We start from the raw sequence: 22,825 nt of genomic DNA, 5'->3' as shown, positions 1-22,825 counted from the left end.
GACGCACCGGGCGCGGCGGCCGCGGACGGCCCCCTCGCGGGCGGGCGGCCGCGGCCGTTCGGCGCGCGGGCGGGGGCGCGGGTCCCGGCGGCCCGGGCCGTACGGTCGGCTCGGAAGACGGACGCCGTACGGTCCGCTCAGAAGACGGACTCGGCCTCGTACATGCGGTCCTCGGGGACGGTCTTCAGCTCGGTGACGGCCTCGGCCAGCGGGGCCATGACCACCTCGGTGCCGCGCAGGGCGGTCATGTTGCCGAAGTCCCCGCGGTGCACGGCCTCCACGGCGTGCCAGCCGAAGCGGGTCGCCAGGACGCGGTCGTAGGCGGTCGGTACGCCGCCGCGCTGGACGTGGCCGAGGATGACCGGGCGGGCCTCCTTGCCGAGGCGGTGCTCCAGCTCGACGGCCAGTCGGTTGCCGATGCCGGCGAAGCGCTCGTGGCCGTAGGCGTCGATCGCGCCCTTCTCGTACGGCATGGAGCCCTCGGCCGGGTGCGCACCCTCGGCGACGCAGACGACGGCGAACTTCTTGCCCCGGGAGAAGCGTTCCTCCACCATCTTGACCAGGGCCTCCACCTCGAAGGGGCGCTCCGGCAGGCAGATGCCGTGGGCGCCGCCGGCCATCCCGGACTCCAGGGCGATCCAGCCGGCGTGGCGGCCCATGACCTCGACGACCATCACGCGCTGGTGCGATTCGGCGGTGGTCTTGAGGCGGTCTATGGCCTCGGTGGCGACGGTGACGGCGGTGTCGAAGCCGAAGGTGCGGTCGGTGGCGGAGATGTCGTTGTCGATGGTCTTCGGGACGCCGACGACCGGCATCCCCGCGTCCGAGAGCATCCGCGAGGCCGTCAGGGTGCCCTCGCCGCCGATCGGGATCAGGGCGTCGAGCTCGTAGCGCCGGGCCAGCTCGTGCGCGTTCTCGGCGGCCTCGTGCAGCCGGGCGCGCTCCATGCGCGCCGAACCGAGGATGGTGCCGCCGCGGGCCAGGATGCCGCTGACGGCGTTGATGTCCAGGGGGCGGTAGTGGCCGTCGAGGAGGCCCTTGAAGCCGTCCTCGAAGCCGATGACCTCGTCGCCGTGGCCGACCAGCGCGCGGTGTACGACCGACCGGATGACGGCGTTCAGGCCGGGACAGTCGCCGCCTGCGGTGAGAACTCCGATACGCATCGTCCTGTGTCTCCTGCTCCTGGTCGTACCTGATGGGCGTATTGATCCCACGTGTCCGATTGTTCCATGGCGGCAGGGCGGCCCGCGCTCCGCACTACTCCGCCCACCAGGCCTTTCGCCCCTGCCCTCCGGGCCTTTCTTCTGTCGGGCGCTTTATCCACTGAGCGGGGTATTGTCAAGAGGTCGAGCCACACCAAACGGATATCCACCAGCATGGACGGAGGCCGCGCGTGACGCGCAGCGTGTACGTGACCGGGATCGAGCGGGGGGACGGCCGCCAGGTCGTCGAACTGGGCATCATGGAGCTGCTGACCCGCCGGACCGGCCGGGTCGGCGTCTACCGTCCGCTGCTGCACGACGCACCGGACCGCCTCTTCGACCTGCTGAAGGCCCGCTACCGGCTCGACCAGGACGCCTCGGACGCGTACGGGATGGAGTACGGGGAGGCCTCCGCGGTCCTGGCCGAGAAGGGCACGGACGAGCTGGTCTCCCGGCTCGTGGACCGCTACCACCGGGTGGCCCGCGACTACGAGGTCATGCTGGTCCTCGGCACCGACTACGCCGACACCAACCTGCCCGACGAGCTGGCCCTGAACGCCCGCCTCGCCAACGAGCTCGGCGCCGTCGTGGTGCCCGTCGTCGGCGGCACCCGGCACCCGGCCGACGCCGTGCGCGCCGAGGCCCGCAACGCCCACCGGGCCTACGAGAGCCTGGGCTGCCACGTCGTGGCGATGGTGGTCAACCGGGTCGCCCCCGCGGACCGGGACTCCATAGCGGAGCGGCTGGCCGCCCGCCTGCCCGTGCCCTGCTACGTCCTGCCGGAGGACAAGTCCCTCTCGGCCCCGACCGTCGCCCAGATCACCCGGGCGCTCGGCGGCGAGGTGCTCCTCGGTGACGACGCCGGGCTGGCGCGCGATGCCGTGGACTTCGTCTTCGGCGGCGCGATGCTGCCCAACTTCCTGCCCGCCCTGACCCCCGGCTGCCTGGTGGTCACCCCCGGGGACCGTGCCGACCTGGTCGTCGGCGCCCTGGCCGCGCACGCCTCCGGCACCCCGCCGATCGCGGGCGTACTGCTGACCCTGGGCGAGCGCCCGGGACAGGACGTCCTGACCCTGGCCTCGAAGCTGGCACCCGGCACACCCGTGGTCTCGGTGGCCGGCAACAGCTTCCCGACGGCCGCCGAACTCTTCTCCCTGCAGAGCCGTTTGAACTCCGCGACCCCGCGCAAGCTGGAGACCGCACTCGGCCTCTTCGAACGGCACGTGGACACCGCCGAGCTGCGCGGGCTGCTGTCGGTGGCCCGCTCGGAGCGCGTCACCCCGATGATGTTCGAGCACGAACTGCTGGAGCGGGCCCGCTCCCAGCGGCGGCGCGTGGTCCTGCCCGAGGGCGCCGAGGAGCGGGTGCTGCGGGCGGCCGACGTGGTGCTGCGCCGGGGGGTCTGCGACCTGACCCTGCTGGGCGACGAGCAGACCATCCTGAAGAAGGCGGCCGACCTGGGCGTCGACATCTCCGGCGCGCAGCTCATAGACCCGGCCGCCTCCCCGATGCGGGAACGGTTCGCCGAGTACTACGCCCGGGCCCGCGCCCACAAGGGCATGACCGTCGAGCTCGCCCACGACGTGGTCACCGATGCCAACTACTTCGGCACGCTGATGGTCCAGGAGGGCCTGGCCGACGGCATGGTCTCCGGCTCGGTGCACTCCACCGCCGCGACCATCCGCCCCGCCTTCGAGATCATCAAGACCAAGCCGGAGGCGTCGATCGTCTCCTCCGTCTTCTTCATGTGCCTGGCCGACCAGGTCCTCGTGTACGGCGACTGCGCGGTCAACCCGGACCCGAACGCCGAGCAGCTCGCCGACATCGCCGTCCAGTCGGCCGCCACCGCCGCGGCCTTCGGCGTCGAGCCGCGGATCGCGATGCTCTCGTACTCCACCGGCACCTCGGGCTCCGGCGCGGACGTGGACAAGGTCCGCAAGGCCACCGAGATCGTCCGCGAGCGCCGGCCGGACCTGCTCGTCGAGGGCCCGATCCAGTACGACGCGGCCGTGGAGCCCTCGGTGGCGGCGACCAAGCTGCCCGGCTCCGAGGTGGCCGGGCGGGCGAGCGTGCTGATCTTCCCGGACCTGAACACGGGCAACAACACGTACAAGGCCGTACAGCGTTCGGCGGGCGCCGTCGCGGTCGGCCCGGTGCTCCAGGGCCTGCGCAAGCCCGTCAACGACCTCTCGCGCGGGGCACTGGTCCAGGACATCGTCACCACGGTGGCCATCACCGCGATCCAGGCCCAGACCCCGGACGCGCCGGCCCCCACCGCCTGACCCCCCGCCCCGGCACCCCTCCCCGCATCCCCGCCCGTCCGAAGGAAAGACACCCGCCGTGACCGCAACGCGCGTACTCGTCCTCAACTCCGGCTCCTCGTCGGTCAAGTACCAGCTCCTCGACATGGCGGACTCCTCCCGCCTGGCCGTCGGCCTGGTGGAGCGGATCGGCGAGGAGGGCTCCCGCCTGGTGCACGAGCCGCTCTGCGGACCCGGGGCCGGGGGAGGGCGGCGCGAGCGGGCGGGCGCGATCGCGGACCACGGGCAGGCCCTGCGGGCGGTCGCCGAGGAGCTGGCCGCCGACGGCCTGGGCCTGGACTCCCCCGAACTGGCCGCGGTGGGCCACCGGGTGGTGCACGGCGGGACCCGGTTCACCGCCCCGACGGTGATCGACGACGAGGTGCTGGCGGAGATCCGCAACCTGATCCCGCTGGCCCCGCTGCACAACCCGGCGAACGTGACCGGCATCGAGGTGGCGCGCGAGCTGCGCGCGGACCTCCCGCAGGTGGCCGTCTTCGACACGGCCTTCCACGCGACGATGCCGGAGCACGTGGCCCGGTACGCGATCGACGCGTCGACCGCCGAGAAGTACTCCATCCGGCGGTACGGCTTCCACGGGACCTCCCACGCCTACGTCTCGCGGGCGACGGCCGCACTGCTGGGCCGGCCGGTGGAGGACGTGAACGTGATCGTGCTGCACCTGGGCAACGGCGCCTCCGCCTCGGCCGTGCGCGGCGGGGTGTGCGTGGAGACCTCGATGGGCCTGACCCCGCTGGAGGGGCTGGTCATGGGGACCCGGTCGGGGGACCTGGACCCGGCCGTGATCTTCCACCTGGCGCGGGTGGGCGGGCTGTCGGTGGACGAGATCGACTCGCTGCTCAACAAGAAGAGCGGTCTGCTGGGTCTGTGCGGCGACAACGACATGCGCGAGGTGACCCGGCGGGCGGGCGAAGGCGACGGGTCGGCGCGCCTGGCGCTGGCCGCGTACGTCCACCGGCTGAAGAAGTACATCGGCGCGTACACGGCGGTCCTGGGCCGGGTGGACGCGGTGGTGTTCACGGCGGGCGTCGGCGAGAACGCCCCGGTGGTCCGGGAAGCGGCGGTTTCCGGACTGGAGGCACTGGGGCTCGCGCTGGACCCGGAGGCCAACGCGGCACGCTCCCCGGAGCCCCGGCTGATCTCGCCGGACCACGCCCGGGTGGCGGTGGCCGTGGTGCCGACCGATGAGGAGCTGGAGATCGCCACCCAGGCGTACGCGCTGGTTACCCAGTAGTCACTTGGACTTTCCACCAGACGGAATATTCCGCTACGAAACAAACGGATAGGATCCGCTTCATGCGCCGTTCCAAAATCGTCTGCACGCTGGGCCCCGCCGTCGACTCGCTTGAGCAGCTGAAAGCACTCATCGAGGCAGGTATGAACGTGGCCCGATTCAACTTCAGCCACGGTTCCCAGGCAGAACACCAGGAGCGGTACGACCGCGTCCGGAGGGCTTGCGAGGAGACCGGGCGCGCGGTCGGCGTCCTCGCCGACCTCCAGGGTCCGAAGATCCGTCTGGAGACCTTCGCCGAGGGTCCCGTCGAGCTGGTGCGCGGTGACGAGTTCACCATCACCACCGAGGACGTCCCGGGCGACAAGTCCATCTGCGGCACCACCTACAAGGGGCTCCCGGGCGACGTCGCCAAGGGGGACCAGGTCCTGATCAACGACGGCAACGTCGAGCTGCGGGTGACCGAGGTCGACGGCCCGCGGGTCAGGACCATCGTCATCGAGGGCGGTGTCATCTCGGACCACAAGGGCATCAACCTGCCGGGTGCCGCCGTGAACGTCCCCGCCCTGTCGGAGAAGGACGTCGACGACCTGCGCTTCGCCCTCCGCATGGGCTGCGACATGGTCGCCCTGTCCTTCGTCCGCGACGCCAACGACGTCAAGGACGTCCACCGCGTCATGGACGAGGAGGGCCGCCGGGTCCCCGTCATCGCCAAGGTGGAGAAGCCGCAGGCCGTCGAGAACATGGAGGCCGTGGTCGCGGCCTTCGACGCGGTCATGGTGGCCCGCGGCGACCTGGCCGTCGAGTACCCGCTCGAAAAGGTCCCGATGGTCCAGAAGCGGCTCATCGAGATGTGCCGCCGCAACGCCAAGCCGGTGATCGTCGCGACCCAGATGATGGAGTCGATGATCACCAACTCCCGGCCGACCCGCGCCGAGGCCTCCGACGTCGCCAACGCCATCCTCGACGGCGCCGACGCGGTCATGCTCTCCGCCGAGTCCTCCGTGGGCGCCTACCCGATCGAGACCGTCAAGACGATGTCGAAGATCGTCACGGCGGCCGAGGAGGAGCTGCTCTCCAAGGGCCTCCAGCCGCTGGTCCAGGGCAAGAAGCCGCGTACCCAGGGCGGCTCCGTCGCCCGCGCGGCCTGCGAGATCGCGGACTTCCTCGACGGCAAGGCCCTGGTCGCCTTCACCCAGTCCGGCGACACCGCCCGCCGCCTGTCGCGCTACCGCGCCCAGCAGCCGATCCTGGCGTTCACCACCGACGTGAACACCCGCAACCAGCTCACCCTGAGCTGGGGCGTCGAGTCGGCCATCGTCCCGCACGCCGACAGCACCGACGCGATGGTCGAGCTGGTCGACGCCGAGGTGCTGAAGCTCCAGCGCTTCAACGCCGGCGACACCATGATCATCACCGCCGGCTCGCCCCCCGGCGTCCCGGGCACGACCAACATGGTCCGCGTCCACCACCTGGGCGGCACCGGCCGCGACTGAGGCCCCCGGGCCCGCCCGACTCCGCCGCACAGAGACCGAGGGCGGCACCCCGGTCCCGCAAGGGACCCGGGGTGCCGCCCTCGGTGCGTTCCGCGGGAGCCGCCGCGCGCGTCAGCCCTCCGGCGGGCCGATGTAGTTGTGCAGGCCCGGGACCGTGAGGTTGCCGCCGAACTGGCCGGCCTGGACGACCTTGACGTGCGTGAAGAACGCGAAGGGGACGTTCAGGGGCGGCGGGCTGTTCGGGGTGAACTCGATCGGGATGAGCCCGAAGAGGTTGCCCTTGAGGCTCTCCGTGTACATCGTGACCTTGCCGTCGCGGATCTTGGACGTGGAGCCCGGGCGCGACTTCAGGTGGGCGACGTTCCCGCTCTTGCCGACCGTCTGGTACAGGTCCTTGATGTCCAGCGAGTCCGCCGTGAACTTCAGGACCTTCTTGGTGTTCCCGCTCGCCGTCTTCACCTCGACGATGCCCTCGTAGTCCAGGCCGTAGAGGGTCAGCAGGGAGCTGTCCAGGTACCAGGGCTCGTCGGGCAGCAGCGGGATGCCCTGCTCCAGCTTCGCGTCGGCCAGGGCCTTGGCGTCGAAGGTCGGGCAGGGGAACGGCTGCTTGCCGTCCGGGTCCGCCGTCGTCGAGGACGTGGGGGACGGGGAGGCCCCGTCGGCCTTGTCCGCGTCGGCCTTGTCCCCGTCCGCCTTGTTCTCGTCGGCCGCCGCCTTGCCCGTCTCGTCCTTGGGGGTCTTGACGGTGTCCTTGACGGACTGCGGCAGCTCCTCGACCGTGGCGCCGGCCTTCTTCGCGGCGTCGCGGATCGCGTCGGCGGTCGGGTCGGCGGCGGGGGCCTTCGGGGTGCCCGGGGCGGGCGTCGCGGGGGCGGCCGGCTTCTGCGCGCCCTGGAGGGGCTTGCCGAAGGCGTCCACCAGGCCCTTGAGGGCGTCTCCGACGCCCAGCGGGTCGAGCGGGTTCGGGGTCCTGGTCGCCGAGGGGGACGGGGAGGCGCTCGCGGACGGCTTGGCCGGCGGGGTCTCCTGCTTCCGTTCCTTCGGGGCCTCGGGCTGCTTGGCCGACGGGGTCGCCGCGGGGCTCGCACCCGGCTTCGGGGCCTGGCTCGCACCCGGCGAGGGGCTCGCGCCCGGCGACGTACCCGGTGAGGGCTTCGCGGACGGGGAGCCGGACGGGGACGGCGTGGCCGGGGCGGAGGGCTCGTCGGAGCGCGTCACGCACGGGCCGGGGGCGAAGGGGATCTCCTTGTCGTCGGCCAGGGCCAGCTTCGGGGCGATCCCCATCCCGACGAGCACGGCCGTCGGCATCGCCGCCAGCGCCATCGTCTTGCCGACGGGTATCTGGAGCTTGTTCAGCAGCGACTTCCTGGGCGCCGCGTGGCGGCCCTTTCTCTCACGGGACTCTGCGCCTGGGGCCACGCCCCGCTGCGTCTCGTCACCCCGCACTGTTCCTCCCGCCATCGGCGTGGGCAGTCTTCTCGGTCACGTACGGCGTTTCCGTCTCACGGGGGCCCGGGATGCCGTGGAAGCCGTCCGGCAGGTCGTGCGGCCGCTGCGCGTCCTCCTCCAGGGGCTCCTCCGCCACGGGCACTCCGGGCGCCCAGGACAGCGCGAGGGCGCCGCCGATCATGGAGCAGAGGAAGCCGATGAAGAAGCCGCCGAGGTTGGACACCGGGATGGACACCAGGGCCAGCAGGATCGCGGCGACGCCCGCGAAGACGCGGATGCCCTGCTGGAACCAGAGGGCCAGGCCGATCGTGATCAGCAGGACGCCGATGATCAGCGAGCCGGAGCCGGCCGTCGTCGCCATCGCGAGGGTGATGTTGCCCAGCCGGAGGTCCGCGTACGGGAAGTAGGCGATCGGCACACCGCCGAGAATGGTGAACAGACCCGCCCAGAAGGGGCGCTGGCCCCGCCAGGCGCGGAAGCGGTGGCGCGCGACGGTGAACCAGTGATCGTCTGCGGCGTGAACCGGGGCCTCGGGGTTCATGGACAACAGCTCCCTGGAAACGGTGGTACGGAGAACTCTGTGGAGCCCGGACGGGCGGGCGCCGGCGGCTGCCGCCGCCCGCCCGTCCGGTCAGTCACACGTCCGGGACGAGGCCTACTTCTCGTCCTGGTAGCACGGCTGGTTGCCGCTGAGCAGACGCAGCTTGAGGTCGGGCAGGGTGAAGGTGCCCGCCGTCGTCGCCCACGCCTTCTGGCGCACGTTGGTCAGCGTGGCCGTCTTGGCGCGCTGCGAGAACAGGCCGGTGTCCGCGACCGTACCGGGGACCGGCTTGGTGGTGTGGCTGCCGTCGCCCACCGCGACACCGATGTCGAGCTGGTCGAACTTGGCGTCCGCGTCCAGCTCGGCGACGTCCAGGTAGAGGTTGGTCGCCTCGGCCGAGCGGCCCTTGTTGCCGGTACGCAGCTGGAGCGTGATGGCCCCGCCGAGGACGGGCACCGGGGTGACCAGCGACTGGCACATGTTGGTGATCTTGGCGGAGCTGAAACCGGAGATGGTCACCGGGTGGTGGGCCGTCTCCTTGGAACCCAGCGTGGCACCGTCGGCGACGCTGCCGTACTGGATCAGGTCATGGCCGACGAGCTCGTCGGCCGACACCTTGAAGTCCTGACCCGAAACGCTGAACGAGGCCGCGAGGGCACCCTGCGCCAGACCCACACCGACCGCGGCCGTGGCCGCGATGGACGGCACCATGACGAGCGCGAAGCGCTTCCATCTGGTCCCGCCACGAACCTGAGAACTCATATTCGTTCCTCCTTCTCGGACGTACATCTCCGGTCCGGACTGAGCCCGGCCTGGGATGGGAGAAGTGCTACGTCCTCGGGAAGGAGCGCAGGCGGCCGAGCCGCGGCGCAGCCGCGTCCGATACACCGGCGATCACCCCCGAGCGACAACCACTGGGCCACGCGTTCGCGCAACCTGGAGGACAGGCCCTGCCGGTGTGGCAGAGACCCCCCTGTCCACGGCCGGTGTGCGTGCCACCGGCCCACCCGGTGGGGACCCTCCGCCGCGGCCGCCGGATGAGCGGCTCTACGGGAAGGACCGAGCGTCGCCGATCGTGGTCCATTCCAGGCCGGGGCACAAGGGGGGTCGTTACTCGCGGGTAACGGCTGGGTAACCGGAGCGCCGCCCTACGTCGCACAGCAGCCACACAGGGTGTCACCCTGGGCCACGACAGAAGGGGTGAAGAAGGAACCAACCGGACAGTTCACGGGGTTCGATTTACTCCGAGTAACAGCGGCCGCGATTACCAAGTTTTGGCAAAGTGCGGCCGCTGTTTATCTCTGTGTCAACAAATCGCCGGTCACCCCGGCTGGGTACCGCTCCAGCCGGAGCCCGGCCGGGCTCTAGAAGAGCACCCGCGCCAGCGCCGTACGGGCCGCGGTCACCCGCGGGTCGTCGGCGCCGATGACCTCGAAGAGCTCCAGGAGCCGTACCCGTACGGAGTCCCGCTCGTCACCGAACGTCACCCGTACGGTGTCCACCAGGCGGGAGAAGGCGTCCGCCACGTGCCCGCCGGCCAGGTCCAGATCGGCCGCGGCCATCTGGGCGGCCGGGTCGCGCGGGTTCTCGGCCGCCGCGGCGCGCACGGTCTGCGGGTTCATGTGCTGCACCCGGGAGAGCAGCTCGGCCTGGGCCAGGCCCAGCTTGGCCTCGGTGTTGGCCGGGTCGTCCGCGAGCACGTTCTTGTACGCCTGCACGGCCCCGCCCAGGTCGCCCGCGTCCAGCGCGACGACGGCCGCCTCCAGCAGCGCGTCGTACGGACCGGCCGGCACGGGGGCCGGGGCCGCCGGGGCGCCCGTGGCGTCGGGGTCGACCTGGAGTCCGAGGATGCCGAAGCGCTCCTCGGCGACCTGGACCAGCTGGGCCAGGGTCTCGCGGATCTGCTGCTCGGGGGCCACCCCCTGGAACAGCGGCAGCACCTGGCCGGCGACCACGGCGAACACGGCCGGGATGCCCTGGATGCCGAACTGCTGCATCAGCATCTGGTTGGCGTCGACGTCGATCTTCGCCAGGACGAAGCGGCCGTTCGCCTCGACGGCCAGCCGCTCCAGGAGCGGGCCGAGCTGCTTGCACGGCTCGCACCACTCGGCCCAGAAGTCGAGGACGACCGGGACCTCGTTGGAGAGCTGGAGGACGTCGCTTTCGAAGCCGGCCTCGTCGACGTCGACGACGAGCGCGGACGGCGGTACGGCGCCGCCGGGCGCGCCGGGGCCGCCCTGGCGGGCCGCCTCCGCGCGGGCCTGCTCGGCCTTCGCCTTGGCTTCGCCGGCCGCCTTCACCGCGGCGAGGTCGACGACGCCGCTCATGGACATGTTTCTGGGCTGCATGCGTACATCCTCCCCCGTGTGCGCGCGCCGACGAAAAGGATCCCGGAAGATCCCGCGCGAAACCTCGTATCCGAGGGTTCCGCGGGGTGCCCGCCGTCGATCCGCACTGCTGTGGCGCCGGGTCCCCACCTGGCGCCGGTAGCTCTTCGCGTGGTTGTCGCTCTTACGCTACGAGCCGTAGCGTAACTCCCCCGGGCGCCGGGCGCCCCGTGATCTGAACCACAGCGCGGAGGCCCCCGGCGGTTCCGCTACTGGCGGGTATGGTCTCGGCCATGCGCAACCCCTGCCCCCGCACGACCCCCCAGCCCGGCCGCACCGGCCGCCCCCGGAGCGCGGCTGCGGACGCGGCGATCCTGGCGGCGACGCGGGAGGCGCTGGTGGAGCTGGGGTGGTCGAAGCTGACCATGGGGGACGTCTCGGCCCGGGCCGGCGTCGCCAAGACCACCCTGTACCGCCGCTGGGCGGGGAAGAACGAGCTGGTCGTGGACGCGGTGGCGGAGCTCTTCGACGCGCTCGAACTGCCCGACCGGGGGTCCCTGGAAGCGGACATCGAGTACGTGGTCCTGCAGTTCGCGGGACTGCTGCGGCGCCCGGAGGCCCGTACGGCCCTGATGGCGGTGGTCGCCGAGTCCACCCGGGACGAGGCGCTGCGGGACCGGATCCGGTCGGCGATCGTGGACCGGCAGAAACGTCTCGTCGTACTGGGCCGGGAACGGGCCCAGGCCCGCGGCGAGCTCCCGTACGAGGAGGACCCGTCCCTCGCCGGGCACACCACGGACCTGATCTTCGACGTGATCGCGGGCACGGTGGTGCACCGCGCGCTGGTGAGCTCCGAGCCGGTGGACGAGGGCTGGGTGGCGGCCTTCACCGCACTGCTGATGCACGGCCTCGCCGCCCGCGCCTGAGGCGGCGCGCGGAACGCACGGGGCGGACGGATCGAAAGCGCGGGGCCGGCCGGGGGTTCCCCGCGGGGAACCCCCGGCCGGCCCGTGGCGCGGTGCGCGGTGCGCGGTGCGCGGACTAGAAGCCGGGGGGCTCGGTGTAGGTGCCCCACTCGTCGCGCAGGACGTTGCAGATCTCGCCCATCGTGGCCTCGGCCCGTACGGCGTCCAGCATGGCCGGGATCATGTTGGAGCCGTCGCGGGCGGCGTCCAGCATGGCCTTCAGCGAGGCCGTCACCTTGGCGTCGTCGCGGCGCTCCTTGCGCGCGGCGAGCACCCGCACCTGCTCGCGCTCCACCTCGTGGCTGACGCGGAGGATCTCCAGGTCGCCGGTGACCGAGCCGTGGTGGACGTTGACGCCGACGACCCGCTTGTCGCCCTTCTCCAGGGCGCGCTGGTACTGGAAGGCCGACTCGGCGATCTCGCCGGTGAACCAGCCGTCCTCGATGCCGCGCAGGATGCCCGAGGTGATGGGGCCGATCGGGTGCTGCCCGTCCGGGTGGGCGCGCAGGCCGCGCTCCTTGATCTGGTCGAAGATCTTCTCGGCGTCGGCCTCGATGCGGTCGGTGAGCTGCTCGACGTACCAGGAGCCGCCCAGCGGGTCGGCCACGTTGGCGACGCCGGTCTCCTCCATCAGCACCTGCTGGGTGCGCAGCGCGATCTCGGCGGCCTGCTCGCTGGGGAGGGCGAGGGTCTCGTCGAGGGCGTTGGTGTGCAGCGAGTTGGTGCCGCCGAGGACGGCCGCGAGGGCTTCGACCGCGGTGCGCACGACGTTGTTGTACGGCTGCTGGGCCGTCAGGGAGACGCCGGCGGTCTGCGTGTGGAAGCGCAGCCACATCGACTTCTCGTTCTTCGCGCCGTACACCTCCTTCATCCAGCGGGCCCAGATGCGGCGGGCGGCGCGGAACTTGGCGATCTCCTCGAAGAAGTCGAGGTGCGCGTCGAAGAAGAAGGACAGGCCGGGCGCGAAGTGGTCGACGTCCAGGCCGCGGGAGAGGCCGAGCTCCACGTACCCGAAGCCGTCGGCGAGGGTGTACGCGAGCTCCTGCGCGGCCGTGGCCCCGGCCTCGCGGATGTGGTAGCCGGAGACGGACAGCGGCTTGTAGGCCGGGATGCCGTTCGCGCAGTACTCGATCAGGTCGCCGATGAGGCGCAGGTGCGGCTCGGGTTCGAAGAGCCACTCCTTCTGGGCGATGTACTCCTTGAAGATGTCCGTCTGGAGGGTGCCGTTGAGCACGCCCGGGTCGACGCCCTGGCGCTCGGCGGCGACGAGGTACATGCAGAAGGCGGGGACGGCCGGGCCGGAGATCGTCATCGACGTGGTGACGTCGCCGAGCGGGATGTCCTTGAAGAGGACCTCCATGTCGGCGGCGGAGTCGATGGCGACGCCGCAGTGGCCGACCTCGCCGAGCGAGCGCGGGTCGTCGGAGTCGCGCCCCATCAGGGTGGGCATGTCGAAGGCCACCGAGAGCCCGCCGCCGCCGGCGGCGAGGATCATCTTGTAGCGCTCGTTGGTCTGCTCGGCGTTGCCGAAGCCGGCGAACTGCCGGATGGTCCAGGTCCGGCCGCGGTACCCGGTGGCGTGCAGGCCGCGGGTGTAGGGGTACTCCCCCGGCCAGCCGATGCGCTCGAAGCCCTCGTACGCGTCTCCGGGCCGGGGCCCGTAGACGGGGTCGACCTCATCGCCGGAGAGCGTGGTGAAATCCGCGTCCCGCTTGCGGGCCTTGTCATATCGGGCCTGCCAGCGGCGGCGGCCCTCCTCGATGGCGTCTGCGTCCATGCCTTCGAATTTACTAGGACGTCCTAGTAAATGTCGATGGCAAACCCCCGGGGAGTCTTCCCCGGGGGTGTGGTTTCGAGCGTTCCTACAGGCCCGCGCGAGCGGTCCCGGACGCGGGCTCAGGCCCCGACGGTGACGGGGGCGTCCGCGACGAGCGGCTCGACCTCGGCGCGGACCCCGCGCTCGACGAAGAACGCGGCCAGCGGGATGGTCCCCGACACCAGGACCCACAGCAGCTTGCCGAAGGGCCACTTGGCCTTGGAGCCGAGGTCGAAGGCGAAGACCAGGTAGATCATGAAGAGCACGCCGTGGACCTGCGAGACCGCGAGGGTCAGGTCGGCGCCGGTGTCGAAGCCGTACTTCGCCACCATGCAGGCACAGAGGATCAGGAGCATGACCGCGGTCACGTAGGCCATGACGCGGTAGCGGGTCAGCACGCTTCGTTTCATGCCGTCGAGCGTAACCGCCCGATTTGCGCGATCTTGACGCGCCCCGGCCCTCAGCTCTCCTCGAAGTCGGCGGCGGCCACCCGCAGCGGCCTGAGCAGCGCGAAGATCTCCGCGCACTCCTCCGCGTCATAGGCGCCGAGCCCGAACTCGACCGCCATCAGGTCCTTGGTCGCCGCCTCGACGACCTCCCGGCCCTTCTCCGTGATGGACGCGAGCGTGCCGCGGCCGTCCTGCGGGTTGGGCCGCTTGGCCACCAGCCCGGACCTCACGAGCCGGTCCACCGTGTTCGTCACCGAGGTGGGGTGGACCATCAGCCGCTCGCCGATCTTCGACATCGGGAGCTCCCCCGCCTGGGAGAAGGTGAGCAGCACGAGCGCCTCGTACCGGGCGAAGGTCAGGCCGTACGGCTTCACCACGGCGTCGACCTCGCCGAGCAGGATCTGGTGCGCGCGCATGATCGAGGTGATCGCGGCCATGGAGGGCACGGGACCCCAGCGCTGCCGCCAGAGCTCGTCGGCACGGGCGATGGGGTCGAAGGGGAGGCTGAGCGGCTTCGGCATCCACCAGACCCTACCGGGCGGTCATTTCCGGCGGCCCCCCGTCTCAGTCCTCGGCCGCTCCGCCGGGCGGCGCCGTGGCGCGCAGTTCGGCGAGCAGGAGGAGGACGACGAGGGTGCCGAGCAGGGCGGAGCCGGAGACGACGGCGTGCGCCGGGATGACCTCGGCGGCGGCTCCGGCCAGCGCCATGCCCACCCCCTGGAAGGTCATCAGCCCGGTGCTGAGCAGCGTCATCGCCCGGCCGCGCAGCTCGTCGGGGACGGCGTCCACGTACATCCGGTCGACGCCGAGGGCGTGGGCGTGCGCCAGCCCGGCGAGGACGAGCGCCACGGCGACGGCGGCCGCGCCGGGGCGGAGCGCGTACACGAGGAAGGGGAGCAGGGAGACGGCCGCCAGGGGCGCGGTGATCCGGGCACGCGTCCGGGCGGTGAGGGCCGAGCCGGCCCAGAGTTCACCCGCGACGGTGCCCAGCGGCAGGGCGCACATCAGCACCCCGAGGGTGACGGTGCCCGCCCCGATGCCGTCGGCGTAGGGCGTGAGCAGCGCCTCCGGGACGACGGTGAAGGCGGGCGGGAGCCAGATCAGGAGGGTGAGGGCGCGCAGCCGGCGCTCCCCGAGCACGGCGCGCAGCCCGCCGAGCGCGGAGTGGCGGGCGGCCCCGGCGCGGGCGGGCCGGGAGCGGGTGCCCAGGCGCAGCAGCAGGGCGGAGGCCAGGAACCCGGCGGCGGTCAGGGCGATGGCCCCGCGCGGCGCGAGGACGGTCAGCAGCAGCCCGCCGAGGCCGAAGCCGGTGAGCTGGGCGCTCTGCGAGACCATCCGCAGCAGCGACCGGCCGAGGACGAAGGCCTCGCCGGAGCCGAGGACGTCGGCGAGGGAGGCGCTGCGGGCGCCCTGGAAGAGGGGTGCGACGAAGGCCATGGCGCAGCGCAGCGCGAGGATCCCCGCGACGGGTGTGCCCGGCCAGACCATGCCGGCGGCGCAGGCGGCGCACAGCAGGTCGCAGGCGACGAGCAGCCGCCGGGCGGGGTACCGGTCGGCGAGCCCGGCGAGCAGGGTGCCGCCGAGGGCGTAGGGGAGGAAGCCGAGGGCGAAGGTGAGCGCGCTCATCAGGGGGGAGCCGGTGGCGCGGTAGACGAGGACGGTGAGGGAGATCTCGGCGACGACGAGGCCGAGCAGGGAGAGCAGGTGCGCGGCGAAGACGGCCCGGAACTCCCGGACCCGGAACACGGCCCGGTACCCGGCCTCCGGGACGGCGGGGCCGGGGGCCGCCGGATCCGGGGCCGCCGGATCCGGGGCGGCGGGGGCCGGGGCGGCGGAACCGGCAGCGGCCGGGCCCGGGTCGGCGGAGCCTGGGGCCGCGGAACCCGAAGCGGCCGGGCCCGGGGCGGCGATGCCCGGAGCGGCAGCGCCCGAAGCGGCCGGGCCCGGAACGGCGATGCCCAGAGCGGCGGAACCCGCAGCGGCCGGAGCGGGCGGGGTGGTGCGGGGGTCGGCCCGGTCGGCGGGGGCGTCGTGGTCGGTCGGCATGGCGGCAGCCTCCGTGACCCTGCCCCCGGAGCGTAGGGATTCGCGTGGGGGCGAATGTTGGGGCAGAGTCCTCGGGTCGGCGCCGACGCGCATACGGAGGGAGGCGGCCGGGATGGGTCTGCTCCACCACTTCGGGCACGAGGACCTGCTGCGCTGCCGGTTCGCGCTGTCGCCCCTGTGGGAGACGCAGGAGGCGGTCCGCACCCTGAAGCGGCCGGACCGGCAGGGGTACCACCTGCCCTGGCTGCGCGGGATCCGGGCCGCGGCCGCGGGGCTGGACCTGCGGCCGCTGTGGCTGCTGATGCCCCGCCGCGGGCACAGCACGGACTTCGTCAGCCCGCCGCCGAACGGACCCGGCGCCTCCTTCGCGCAGGAGCTGGCGCAGGTCCGCGCGGCGGACCCGGACGCGGCCCGCGAGGACATGCTCAAGGCGCTGGCCTGCACGCCGGGCGCGCTCGACAGCGAGCTGGGCCGGTCCCTGGTCGCGGATCCCGCACGGTCCGTGCAGCAGCTGGCCGATCTGCTGGAGCGGGCCTGGACCGTGCTGGTCGAGCCGCACTGGCCGAGGCTGCGGGCCCTGCTGGAGGCGGACGTCCTCTTCCACTCGCACCGGCTCGCCGCCGGGGGGCTGGAGGCCCTCTTCGACGGGCTGCACCCGGACCTCTCCTGGGACTCCGCCTCCCTCACCCTGACCATCGAGCGGCCCTCCGCGTACGCGCGGGTCCTGGGCGGGCGGGGGCTGGTGCTGATGCCGAGCGCCTTCATCTGGCCGAAGATCGCGGGCGGCTTCGACCCGCCCTGGCAGCCGACGGTGGTCTACCCGGCCCGGGGCATCGGCGCCCTGTGGACCCCGGTGCGGGAGGACACCCCGGCCGCGCTGGCGCGCCTGCTGGGCCGGGGCAGGGCCGACGTGCTGTGCGCCCTGGAGGAGCCGGCCTCCACCACGGCGCTGGCCCACCGGCTCGGCATGGCCCCGTCGTCGGTGTCGGCGCATCTGAAGGTGCTCCAGGAGGCGGGCCTGCTCATCTCCGCCCGCCACGGCCACCAGGTCCGCTACGAACGCACCCCCCTGGCCATCGCCCTCGCCTCGGGCACCGACGGGGCCTGACGCGCCCGCCGCGCCGCCCGGCGGTGGGACCCGTCACACCCCAGGGGTCCGTGCGTACGGCAGCGCCCCCGCCGGCGGGCGGGGGCGCTGTCGGGAAGCGCGTCGGCGCGCCGGGTCAGTCCCGGGCGAGGTGGCGTTCGACCGTGTCGACCTTCGAGGTGATCCCGTCGGTGACGCCGGGGCGGATGTCGGCCTTGAGGACCAGGGAGACCCGCGGGGCGCGCTCCTCGACCGCGGCCACCGCGCGCCGGACCACGTCCATCACCTCGTGCCACTCCCCTTCCAGGGTGGTGAACATGGCGTCGGTGCGGTTGGGCAGGCCGGACTCGCGCACCACGCGGACCGCGTCGGCGACGTACTCGCCGACCTCCTCGCCCACCCCCAGCGGGGTCACCGAGAACGCGACGATCATGCCCGGGCCGCCTCGCGCGCGCGGGCGGCGACGACGCTGTCGGCCTCGTCCCGCTTGAGCAGCCGGTCGCCGTAGAGCCCGCCGAAGGGCAGCAGCGCGAGGAGGAAGAACAGGGCGACCTTCTTCAGCGGCCACTTCGCCTTGTTCCACACGTCCAGCAGGAAGACCGCGTAGATGACGAACAGGATCCCGTGCAGGATGCCCAGCGGCATCATCAGGTAGTCGATGTCCGAGATCCGGCTCAGCAGGGAGCCGAAGATCAGCAGGGCCGGGAACGACAGCGCCTCCGGTACGGAGATGAGGCGCAGCCGGTGCAGGGCGGAGGCGGTCTTGATGTCCACGTGGAACCTTCGGGGCCGGGGACCGGGGGGCCGTTCCAGTGTCTCAGTAGTCCCCGGGGATCTTCGGGCCGGGGCCCGGAACCCCCAACCCCGGTGAATGTGGCGCATATCGGCTTCCCGGCCCTGTTCGGTGCCGCCCGGTACCGATACCGTCACCCCGTGGCTCAGTTCCGACTCCAAGGCAGCAAGGTGCTGGCCGTCGCACTGACCGGGGACGCCGTGAAAGCGAAGAACGGCTCCATGGTCGCGTACGACGGGCAGATGGCCTTCAAGAAGATGACGGGCGGCGGCGAAGGCCTCCGCGGGATGGTGACGCGCCGGCTGACCGGCGAGCAGATGACCGTGATGGAGGTGCAGGGGCACGGCACCTGCTACTTCGCGGACCGTGCGAGCGAGATCAACCTGGTCGACCTGCGCGGCGAGAAGCTGTACGTCGAGTCCAGCAACCTGCTGTGCACCGACGCCTCCCTGCGCACCGGCACGACGTTCACCGGCCTGCGCGGCGCGAGCACCGGCAACGGGCTCTTCACCACGACGGTGGAGGGCACCGGCCAGGCGGCGGTCATGTCCGACGGCCCGGCGGTGGTGCTGCGCGTCAGCGCCCAGTACCCGCTCTCGGTGGACCCGGGCGCGTACATCGCCCACACCGGCAACCTCCAGCAGTCGTTCCAGTCGGGGATCAACTTCCGCACCCTGATCGGCGAGGGCTCCGGCGAGGCGTTCCAGATCCGCTTCGAGGGCGAGGGCCTGGTGTACGTGCAGCCCAGCGAGCGCAACACGGTCGGGGGCGACCTCTGATGCCGTTCCGCGAGATCAACTCGAAGATGGTCGAGGCCCAGGTGGTCCCCGGGCAGAAGATGTACAGCCAGCGCGGGGCGATGCTCGCCTACCGCGGCGAGGTCTCCTTCACGCCGAGCATCACCGGCGGCCAGGGCGGCGTCATGAGCATGATCGGCCGCCGGGTGGCCAACGAGCAGACCCCGCTGATGGAGGTCGAGGGCAACGGCACCGTGATGTTCGGCCACGGCGGCCACCACATCCAGGTGATCAACCTCCAGGGCGACACCCTCTACGTCGAGGCCGACCGGCTGCTCGCCTTCGACGGCACCCTCCAGCAGGGCACCATGTTCATGGGCTCGCAGGGCGGCGTCATGGGCATGGTGCGCGGCCAGGTGACGGGCCAGGGCCTGTTCACCACCACCCTCAAGGGCCACGGCGCGGTCGCCGTGATGGCCCACGGCGGGGTCATCGAGCTCCCCATCACCCCGAACCGGCCGGTCCACGTCGACCCGCAGGCGTACGTGGCCCACCACGGGGACGTCAGGAACAAGCTCTCCACCGCGCTCGGCTGGCGGGACATGGTGGGGCGCGGCTCGGGCGAGGCGTTCCAGCTGGAGCTCTCCGGCCAGGGCGCGGTCTACGTACAGGCCTCGGAGGAGAAGCTGTGAACTTCGGCCCCATGACCGGCGGGCCGGGCGGCCCGACGGTCTTCGACCCGTACACGCTGCCCTCCGACGACAACGTGAACGCGTACACCTTCTGCGTGGAGCTCAAGGGGAACCAGTGGTTCCTGCAGAAGGGCAAGATGATCTCGTACTACGGGCGCATCGAGTTCAACGGCATCGGCCACGGCCGCTTCGACCGGCTGCTGCGCACCAGCTTCCACTCACCGCTGCACGCGAGCGACTGGGTGGTCGCCGAGGGGCAGGGCAAGATGCTCCTGGCCGACCGGGCCTTCGACGTGAACTCGTACGACCTGGACGACGGCAACCTGACCATCCGGTCGGGGAACCTGCTGGCCTACCAGCCCACGCTGGCCCTCAAGCAGTCGATCGTCCCGGGATTCCTGACGCTGATCGGAACCGGGAAGTTCGTGGCGGCGTCCAACGGACCGGTGGTCTTCATGGAGCCGCCGCTGCGGGTGGACCCGCAGGCGCTGGTGGGCTGGGCGGACTGCCCCTCCCCGTGCCACCACTACGACCACGGCTACATGTCCGGCGTGATCGGCGGGCTGCGCGCGCTGACCGGCATCGGCGGCACCTCGGGCGAGGAGCACCAGTTCGAGTTCGTCGGCGCGGGCACGGTGCTGCTCCAGTCGACCGAGCTGCTGATGGCGGAGCAGTCGGTCGGCGAGGTGGGCGCCGGGGCGGCCACGGGCAACGCGCAGGGCGTCCCGGGGGCCGGCCAGGGTCCGCTGGGGCAGCTGGGGGTGCCGCGGATGCCGGGGCAGCTCGGCGACCTCCAGCGGCGACTCGGCCTGTGAGGCGCACCCCGCCCCGCGGGCCGGGAAGATCTTCCTATTTTTGTACGTAATTCAACTTCTTAGGTAGAGTTCATTCATGGAGACGATGGAGACCGAGACGGCCACCCGCTGGCTTACCGACGCCGAACAGTGCGCCTGGCGCACCCACCTGGACGTCAGCAGACTGCTGATGCACCAGCTGGAAAAGGATCTCCAGCCCTTCGGACTCACCAATAACGACTACGAGATCCTGGTCAACCTCTCGGAGTCGGAGGGCCACCGGATGCGCATGAGCGACCTGGCCACCGCGACCCTCCAGTCGAAGAGCCGGCTGTCCCACCAGATCACCCGCATGGAGGCCGCGGGCCTGGTGCGCCGGGTCAACTGCGAGTCCGACCGGCGCGGCCTGTACGCCGTGCTCACCGACGAGGGCATGGAGACCATGCGCAAGGTCGCCCCGCACCACGTGGCGTCCGTCCGGGAGCACTTCATCGACCTGCTCCCCCCGGAGGCCCTCCAGGCGCTGCGCAGCTCGCTGGCGCCCGTCGCGGAGCACCTGCGCGGCACCCGCGGCAAGATCTAGCGGCGGCCGTCCGGAGCCCCCGGACGGCCCCTACGCGCGCAGGAGGGGCGGGGGAAGCACTTCCCCCGCCCCTCCGGCGTCCCCGGGCGCCTCAGCGCTCGGTCAGGCTCTCCAGCAGCGCGTCGGCCGCCGCGTACGGATCCAGCTCCCCGGACGCGACCCGCGCGGCCAGGCCGCCCAGGTGCGCGTCGCCGTGCACGTCCGCGAGGCGCCCGCGCAGCGCGGTGATCGCGATGGTCTCCACCTCGCGCGCGGCCCGCGCGGCCCGGCGCTCGGCGAGCACCCCGCGCTCGTCCATCCACGCCCGGTGCTTCTCCAGCTGCTCGACCAGCTCGTCGATGCCCTGGGCCCGGGCCGCGACCGTCTTGACGATCGGCGGGCGCCAGTCGCCGGGACCCCGGGACTCGCCCAGGCCCAGCATGTGGTTCAGCTCCCGGGCGGTCGCGTCCGCGCCGTCCCGGTCGGCCTTGTTCACCACGTACACGTCGCCGATCTCCAGGATCCCGGCCTTCGCGGCCTGGATCCCGTCGCCCATCCCGGGCGCGAGCAGCACCACCGAGGTGTCGGCCTGCGAGGCGATCTCCACCTCCGACTGCCCGACGCCGACCGTCTCGACGAGGATCACGTCGCAGCCGGCCGCGTCCAGCACCCGGATCGCCTGCGGCGCCGCCCAGGCGAGCCCGCCCAGGTGCCCCCGGGTGGCCATGGAGCGGATGTAGACCCCCGGGTCGGAGGCGTGGTCCGACATGCGGACCCGGTCGCCGAGCAGGGCCCCGCCCGAGAAGGGCGAGGACGGGTCCACCGCGAGCACGCCGACCCGTCTGCCGGCCTTGCGGTAGGCCGTGACCAGGGCCGAGGTCGAGGTCGACTTGCCGACCCCGGGCGAGCCCGTCAGCCCGACCACGTACGCGCCGCCCGTGAGCGGGGCCAGGGCGGCCATGACCTCGCGCAGGTGCGGGGACGCCCCCTCGACCAGTGAGATCAGCCGGGCCACGGCCCGCGGCCGGCCCTCGCGGGCCTGCGCCACCAGCGCGGGGACGTCCACCGTCGCCATCAGTGCAGCACCTACGCCTTCGGGACGCGGATCACGAGGGCGTCGCCCTGGCCGCCGCCGCCGCACAGCGCGGCCGCGCCGACCCCGCCGCCGCGCCGCTTGAGCTCCAGCGCCAGGTGGAGCACCACGCGGGCGCCGGACATGCCGATCGGGTGGCCCAGGGCAATCGCGCCACCGTTGACGTTCACCTTTTCCGGGGTCACGCCGAGGTCCTTCATTGACTGCACGGCGACCGCCGCGAAGGCCTCGTTGATCTCGATCAGGTCCAGGTCGGCGACCTCCAGGCCCTCCTTCCCCAGGGCGTGCAGGATCGCGTTCGAGGGCTGCGACTGGAGGGAGTTGTCCGGGCCGGCCACGTTGCCGTGGGCGCCGATCTCGGCGATCCACTCCAGGCCCAGCTCCTCGGCCTTGGCCTTGCTCATCACGACCACGGCGGCGGCGCCGTCGGAGATCTGCGAGGAGGTGCCGGCGGTGATGGTGCCGTCCTTGGCGAACGCCGGGCGCAGCTTGCCCAGCGACTCCACCGTGGTCTCCGGGCGGATGCCCTCGTCCGCGGCGAAGACCACCGGGTCGCCCTTGCGCTGCGGGATCTCGACCGGGGTGATCTCGGCCTCGAAGACGCCGTTCTTCTGCGCGGCGGCGGCCCGCTGGTGCGAGGCGGCGGCGAACTCGTCCTGCGGGGCGCGCTCGATGCCCAGGCGCGTGTTGTGCTTCTCCGTGGACTCGCCCATCGCGATGTTCTCGAAGGCGTCCGTCAGGCCGTCGTAGGCCATCGCGTCCAGCATCTCGATCGCGCCGTACTTGTAGCCCTCGCGGGACTTCGGCAGCAGGTGCGGGGCGTTGGTCATCGACTCCTGGCCGCCCGCGACCACGACGTCGAACTCGCCCGCGCGGATGAGCTGGTCGGCGAGGGCGATGGCGTCGAGGCCCGACAGGCACACCTTGTTGATCGTGAGCGCCGGCACGTTCATGGGGATGCCGGCCTTGACGGCGGCCTGGCGGGCGGGGATCTGGCCCGCGCCGGCCTGGAGCACCTGGCCCATGATCACGTACTGGACCTGGTCGCCGGAGATCCCGGCCCGCTCCAGCGCGGACTTGATGGCGAAGCCGCCGAGGTCGGCGCCCGAGAAGGACTTCAGCGAGCCGAGCAGCCGCCCCATGGGCGTGCGGGCCCCGGCGACGATCACGGAGGTGGTGTTGTTCGTTCCGGACATGAGGGCGAATCCCCTTTCAGCGGGGAAG

22 protein-coding genes are annotated in these 22,825 nt (G+C 72.2%); 9 read left to right on the top strand and 13 right to left on the bottom strand.

Translation table 11 applies throughout. The features are described from left to right. Positions 1-137: 137 nt before the first annotated feature. A complete protein-coding gene (locus tag ACIRBY_RS27035) occupies positions 138-1,163 on the bottom strand; it encodes an ATP-dependent 6-phosphofructokinase (protein ID WP_403905031.1) in 1,026 nt (341 codons plus the stop codon). A 230-nt stretch (positions 1,164-1,393) separates the two neighbouring features. Here ACIRBY_RS27035 and pta point away from each other — a divergent pair, with 230 nt between their 5' ends. From pta to pyk, 3 genes are all read left to right on the top strand, one after another. After that, positions 1,394-3,484, top strand: a complete 2,091-nt coding sequence (gene pta / locus ACIRBY_RS27030; RefSeq protein ID WP_403905028.1) for a phosphate acetyltransferase — start codon at positions 1,394-1,396, stop codon at positions 3,482-3,484. A 58-nt stretch (positions 3,485-3,542) separates the two neighbouring features. Then, positions 3,543-4,757 carry an acetate kinase gene (locus tag ACIRBY_RS27025; RefSeq protein ID WP_403905026.1) on the top strand — a complete coding sequence of 405 codons (1,215 nt, stop codon included), beginning with the start codon at positions 3,543-3,545 and terminating at the stop codon, positions 4,755-4,757. A gap of 62 nt (positions 4,758-4,819) precedes the next feature. Next, entirely contained in the window at positions 4,820-6,250 is a 1,431-nt protein-coding gene (gene pyk, locus ACIRBY_RS27020) for a pyruvate kinase (protein ID WP_403905023.1), read from the top strand. A gap of 111 nt (positions 6,251-6,361) precedes the next feature. On the opposite strand, the gene ACIRBY_RS27015 is transcribed toward pyk, so the two are convergent. From ACIRBY_RS27015 to ACIRBY_RS27000, 4 genes are all read right to left on the bottom strand, one after another. After that, positions 6,362-7,696, bottom strand: a complete 1,335-nt coding sequence (locus ACIRBY_RS27015; RefSeq protein ID WP_403905020.1) for a hypothetical protein — start codon at positions 7,694-7,696, stop codon at positions 6,362-6,364. Then, on the bottom strand, positions 7,686-8,240 hold the full coding sequence (locus ACIRBY_RS27010) for a DUF6114 domain-containing protein (protein WP_403905018.1): 555 nt from the start codon (positions 8,238-8,240) through the stop codon (positions 7,686-7,688). The genes ACIRBY_RS27015 and ACIRBY_RS27010 overlap by 11 nt, the downstream gene beginning before the upstream one ends. A 114-nt stretch (positions 8,241-8,354) precedes the next feature. After that, positions 8,355-9,002, bottom strand: coding sequence for a DUF6230 family protein (locus ACIRBY_RS27005; protein WP_403905016.1), 648 nt, complete (start codon positions 9,000-9,002; stop codon positions 8,355-8,357). A 602-nt stretch (positions 9,003-9,604) separates the two neighbouring features. Beyond that, the gene (locus ACIRBY_RS27000; protein WP_403905014.1) at positions 9,605-10,588 is read right to left on the bottom strand and encodes a tetratricopeptide repeat protein; all 984 of its coding nucleotides are present in this window, start codon (positions 10,586-10,588) and stop codon (positions 9,605-9,607) included. A 272-nt stretch (positions 10,589-10,860) separates the two neighbouring features. Here ACIRBY_RS27000 and ACIRBY_RS26995 point away from each other — a divergent pair, with 272 nt between their 5' ends. After that, positions 10,861-11,493, top strand: a complete 633-nt coding sequence (locus ACIRBY_RS26995) for a TetR/AcrR family transcriptional regulator (RefSeq protein ID WP_403905012.1) — start codon at positions 10,861-10,863, stop codon at positions 11,491-11,493. A 115-nt stretch (positions 11,494-11,608) separates the two neighbouring features. Here the strand turns inward: ACIRBY_RS26995 and ACIRBY_RS26990 are convergent, their stop codons facing one another. From ACIRBY_RS26990 to ACIRBY_RS26975, 4 genes are all read right to left on the bottom strand, one after another. Next, positions 11,609-13,309 carry a methylmalonyl-CoA mutase family protein gene (locus ACIRBY_RS26990; RefSeq protein ID WP_366452015.1) on the bottom strand — a complete coding sequence of 567 codons (1,701 nt, stop codon included), beginning with the start codon at positions 13,307-13,309 and terminating at the stop codon, positions 11,609-11,611. 119 nt (positions 13,310-13,428) lie between these two features. Continuing rightward, on the bottom strand, positions 13,429-13,758 hold the full coding sequence (locus ACIRBY_RS26985; protein ID WP_042809084.1) for a DUF3817 domain-containing protein: 330 nt from the start codon (positions 13,756-13,758) through the stop codon (positions 13,429-13,431). Between the two features lie 50 nt (positions 13,759-13,808). Beyond that, entirely contained in the window at positions 13,809-14,318 is a 510-nt protein-coding gene (locus tag ACIRBY_RS26980; RefSeq protein WP_403905009.1) for a MarR family winged helix-turn-helix transcriptional regulator, read from the bottom strand. Between the two features lie 43 nt (positions 14,319-14,361). Then, positions 14,362-15,843, bottom strand: a complete 1,482-nt coding sequence (locus tag ACIRBY_RS26975) for an MFS transporter (protein ID WP_403905006.1) — start codon at positions 15,841-15,843, stop codon at positions 14,362-14,364. 112 nt (positions 15,844-15,955) lie between these two features. On the opposite strand from ACIRBY_RS26975, the gene ACIRBY_RS26970 reads away from it, so the two are divergent. Next, a complete protein-coding gene (locus ACIRBY_RS26970) occupies positions 15,956-16,951 on the top strand; it encodes a DUF5937 family protein (RefSeq protein WP_403905003.1) in 996 nt (331 codons plus the stop codon). A 115-nt stretch (positions 16,952-17,066) separates the two neighbouring features. Here ACIRBY_RS26970 and ACIRBY_RS26965 read toward each other — a convergent pair whose 3' ends face one another. Beyond that, positions 17,067-17,363 (bottom strand): MTH1187 family thiamine-binding protein, encoded by a 297-nt coding sequence (locus tag ACIRBY_RS26965; RefSeq protein WP_403905000.1) that lies wholly within the window; start codon positions 17,361-17,363, stop codon positions 17,067-17,069. Next, entirely contained in the window at positions 17,360-17,704 is a 345-nt protein-coding gene (locus tag ACIRBY_RS26960) for a DUF3817 domain-containing protein (RefSeq protein ID WP_079429816.1), read from the bottom strand. Before ACIRBY_RS26960 ends, ACIRBY_RS26965 begins: the two co-directional genes overlap by 4 nt. 159 nt (positions 17,705-17,863) lie before the next feature. Between ACIRBY_RS26960 and ACIRBY_RS26955 the strand changes: the two genes are divergently transcribed. From ACIRBY_RS26955 to ACIRBY_RS26940, 4 genes are all read left to right on the top strand, one after another. Next, on the top strand, positions 17,864-18,502 hold the full coding sequence (locus tag ACIRBY_RS26955) for an AIM24 family protein (protein ID WP_403904998.1): 639 nt from the start codon (positions 17,864-17,866) through the stop codon (positions 18,500-18,502). Beyond that, positions 18,502-19,152: an AIM24 family protein gene (locus tag ACIRBY_RS26950; protein WP_403904995.1), complete on the top strand. Its 651-nt coding sequence runs from the start codon at positions 18,502-18,504 to the stop codon at positions 19,150-19,152. Before ACIRBY_RS26955 ends, ACIRBY_RS26950 begins: the two co-directional genes overlap by 1 nt. Before the next feature lie 11 nt (positions 19,153-19,163). After that, entirely contained in the window at positions 19,164-19,967 is an 804-nt protein-coding gene (locus ACIRBY_RS26945; protein ID WP_403905224.1) for an AIM24 family protein, read from the top strand. An 85-nt stretch (positions 19,968-20,052) separates the two neighbouring features. Beyond that, positions 20,053-20,529, top strand: a complete 477-nt coding sequence (locus tag ACIRBY_RS26940) for a MarR family transcriptional regulator (protein WP_366452100.1) — start codon at positions 20,053-20,055, stop codon at positions 20,527-20,529. 91 nt (positions 20,530-20,620) lie between these two features. Here the strand turns inward: ACIRBY_RS26940 and meaB are convergent, their stop codons facing one another. Then, positions 20,621-21,583, bottom strand: a complete 963-nt coding sequence (gene meaB / locus ACIRBY_RS26935) for a methylmalonyl Co-A mutase-associated GTPase MeaB (protein WP_403904992.1) — start codon at positions 21,581-21,583, stop codon at positions 20,621-20,623. A gap of 11 nt (positions 21,584-21,594) precedes the next feature. After that, entirely contained in the window at positions 21,595-22,797 is a 1,203-nt protein-coding gene (locus tag ACIRBY_RS26930) for an acetyl-CoA C-acetyltransferase (protein WP_042820733.1), read from the bottom strand. Positions 22,798-22,825: the final 28 nt, after the last annotated feature.

This window comes from Streptomyces sp. NPDC096136, from assembly GCF_044763325.1.
Classification (GTDB): domain Bacteria; phylum Actinomycetota; class Actinomycetes; order Streptomycetales; family Streptomycetaceae; genus Streptomyces.
Note: the sequence above shows the minus strand (reverse complement) of the source record. Positions and strands in the feature narration are given on the sequence as shown.

Coding starts and splice junctions, on each gene's coding strand:
- ACIRBY_RS27035 (WP_403905031.1), bottom strand. CDS start 1,163: ATGCGTATCGGAGTTCTCACCGCAGGCGGCGACTGTCCCGGCCTGAAC.
- ACIRBY_RS26965 (WP_403905000.1), bottom strand. CDS start 17,363: ATGATCGTCGCGTTCTCGGTGACCCCGCTGGGGGTGGGCGAGGAGGTC.
- ACIRBY_RS26995 (WP_403905012.1), top strand. CDS start 10,861: ATGCGCAACCCCTGCCCCCGCACGACCCCCCAGCCCGGCCGCACCGGC.
- ACIRBY_RS26975 (WP_403905006.1), bottom strand. CDS start 15,843: ATGCCGACCGACCACGACGCCCCCGCCGACCGGGCCGACCCCCGCACC.
- ACIRBY_RS27010 (WP_403905018.1), bottom strand. CDS start 8,240: ATGAACCCCGAGGCCCCGGTTCACGCCGCAGACGATCACTGGTTCACC.
- ACIRBY_RS26990 (WP_366452015.1), bottom strand. CDS start 13,309: ATGGACGCAGACGCCATCGAGGAGGGCCGCCGCCGCTGGCAGGCCCGA.
- meaB (WP_403904992.1), bottom strand. CDS start 21,583: ATGGCGACGGTGGACGTCCCCGCGCTGGTGGCGCAGGCCCGCGAGGGC.
- ACIRBY_RS26950 (WP_403904995.1), top strand. CDS start 18,502: ATGCCGTTCCGCGAGATCAACTCGAAGATGGTCGAGGCCCAGGTGGTC.
- ACIRBY_RS26980 (WP_403905009.1), bottom strand. CDS start 14,318: ATGCCGAAGCCGCTCAGCCTCCCCTTCGACCCCATCGCCCGTGCCGAC.
- ACIRBY_RS27000 (WP_403905014.1), bottom strand. CDS start 10,588: ATGCAGCCCAGAAACATGTCCATGAGCGGCGTCGTCGACCTCGCCGCG.
- ACIRBY_RS26985 (WP_042809084.1), bottom strand. CDS start 13,758: ATGAAACGAAGCGTGCTGACCCGCTACCGCGTCATGGCCTACGTGACC.
- ACIRBY_RS26940 (WP_366452100.1), top strand. CDS start 20,053: ATGGAGACCGAGACGGCCACCCGCTGGCTTACCGACGCCGAACAGTGC.
- ACIRBY_RS26930 (WP_042820733.1), bottom strand. CDS start 22,797: ATGTCCGGAACGAACAACACCACCTCCGTGATCGTCGCCGGGGCCCGC.
- ACIRBY_RS26970 (WP_403905003.1), top strand. CDS start 15,956: ATGGGTCTGCTCCACCACTTCGGGCACGAGGACCTGCTGCGCTGCCGG.
- ACIRBY_RS26945 (WP_403905224.1), top strand. CDS start 19,164: ATGACCGGCGGGCCGGGCGGCCCGACGGTCTTCGACCCGTACACGCTG.
- pyk (WP_403905023.1), top strand. CDS start 4,820: ATGCGCCGTTCCAAAATCGTCTGCACGCTGGGCCCCGCCGTCGACTCG.
- ACIRBY_RS27005 (WP_403905016.1), bottom strand. CDS start 9,002: ATGAGTTCTCAGGTTCGTGGCGGGACCAGATGGAAGCGCTTCGCGCTC.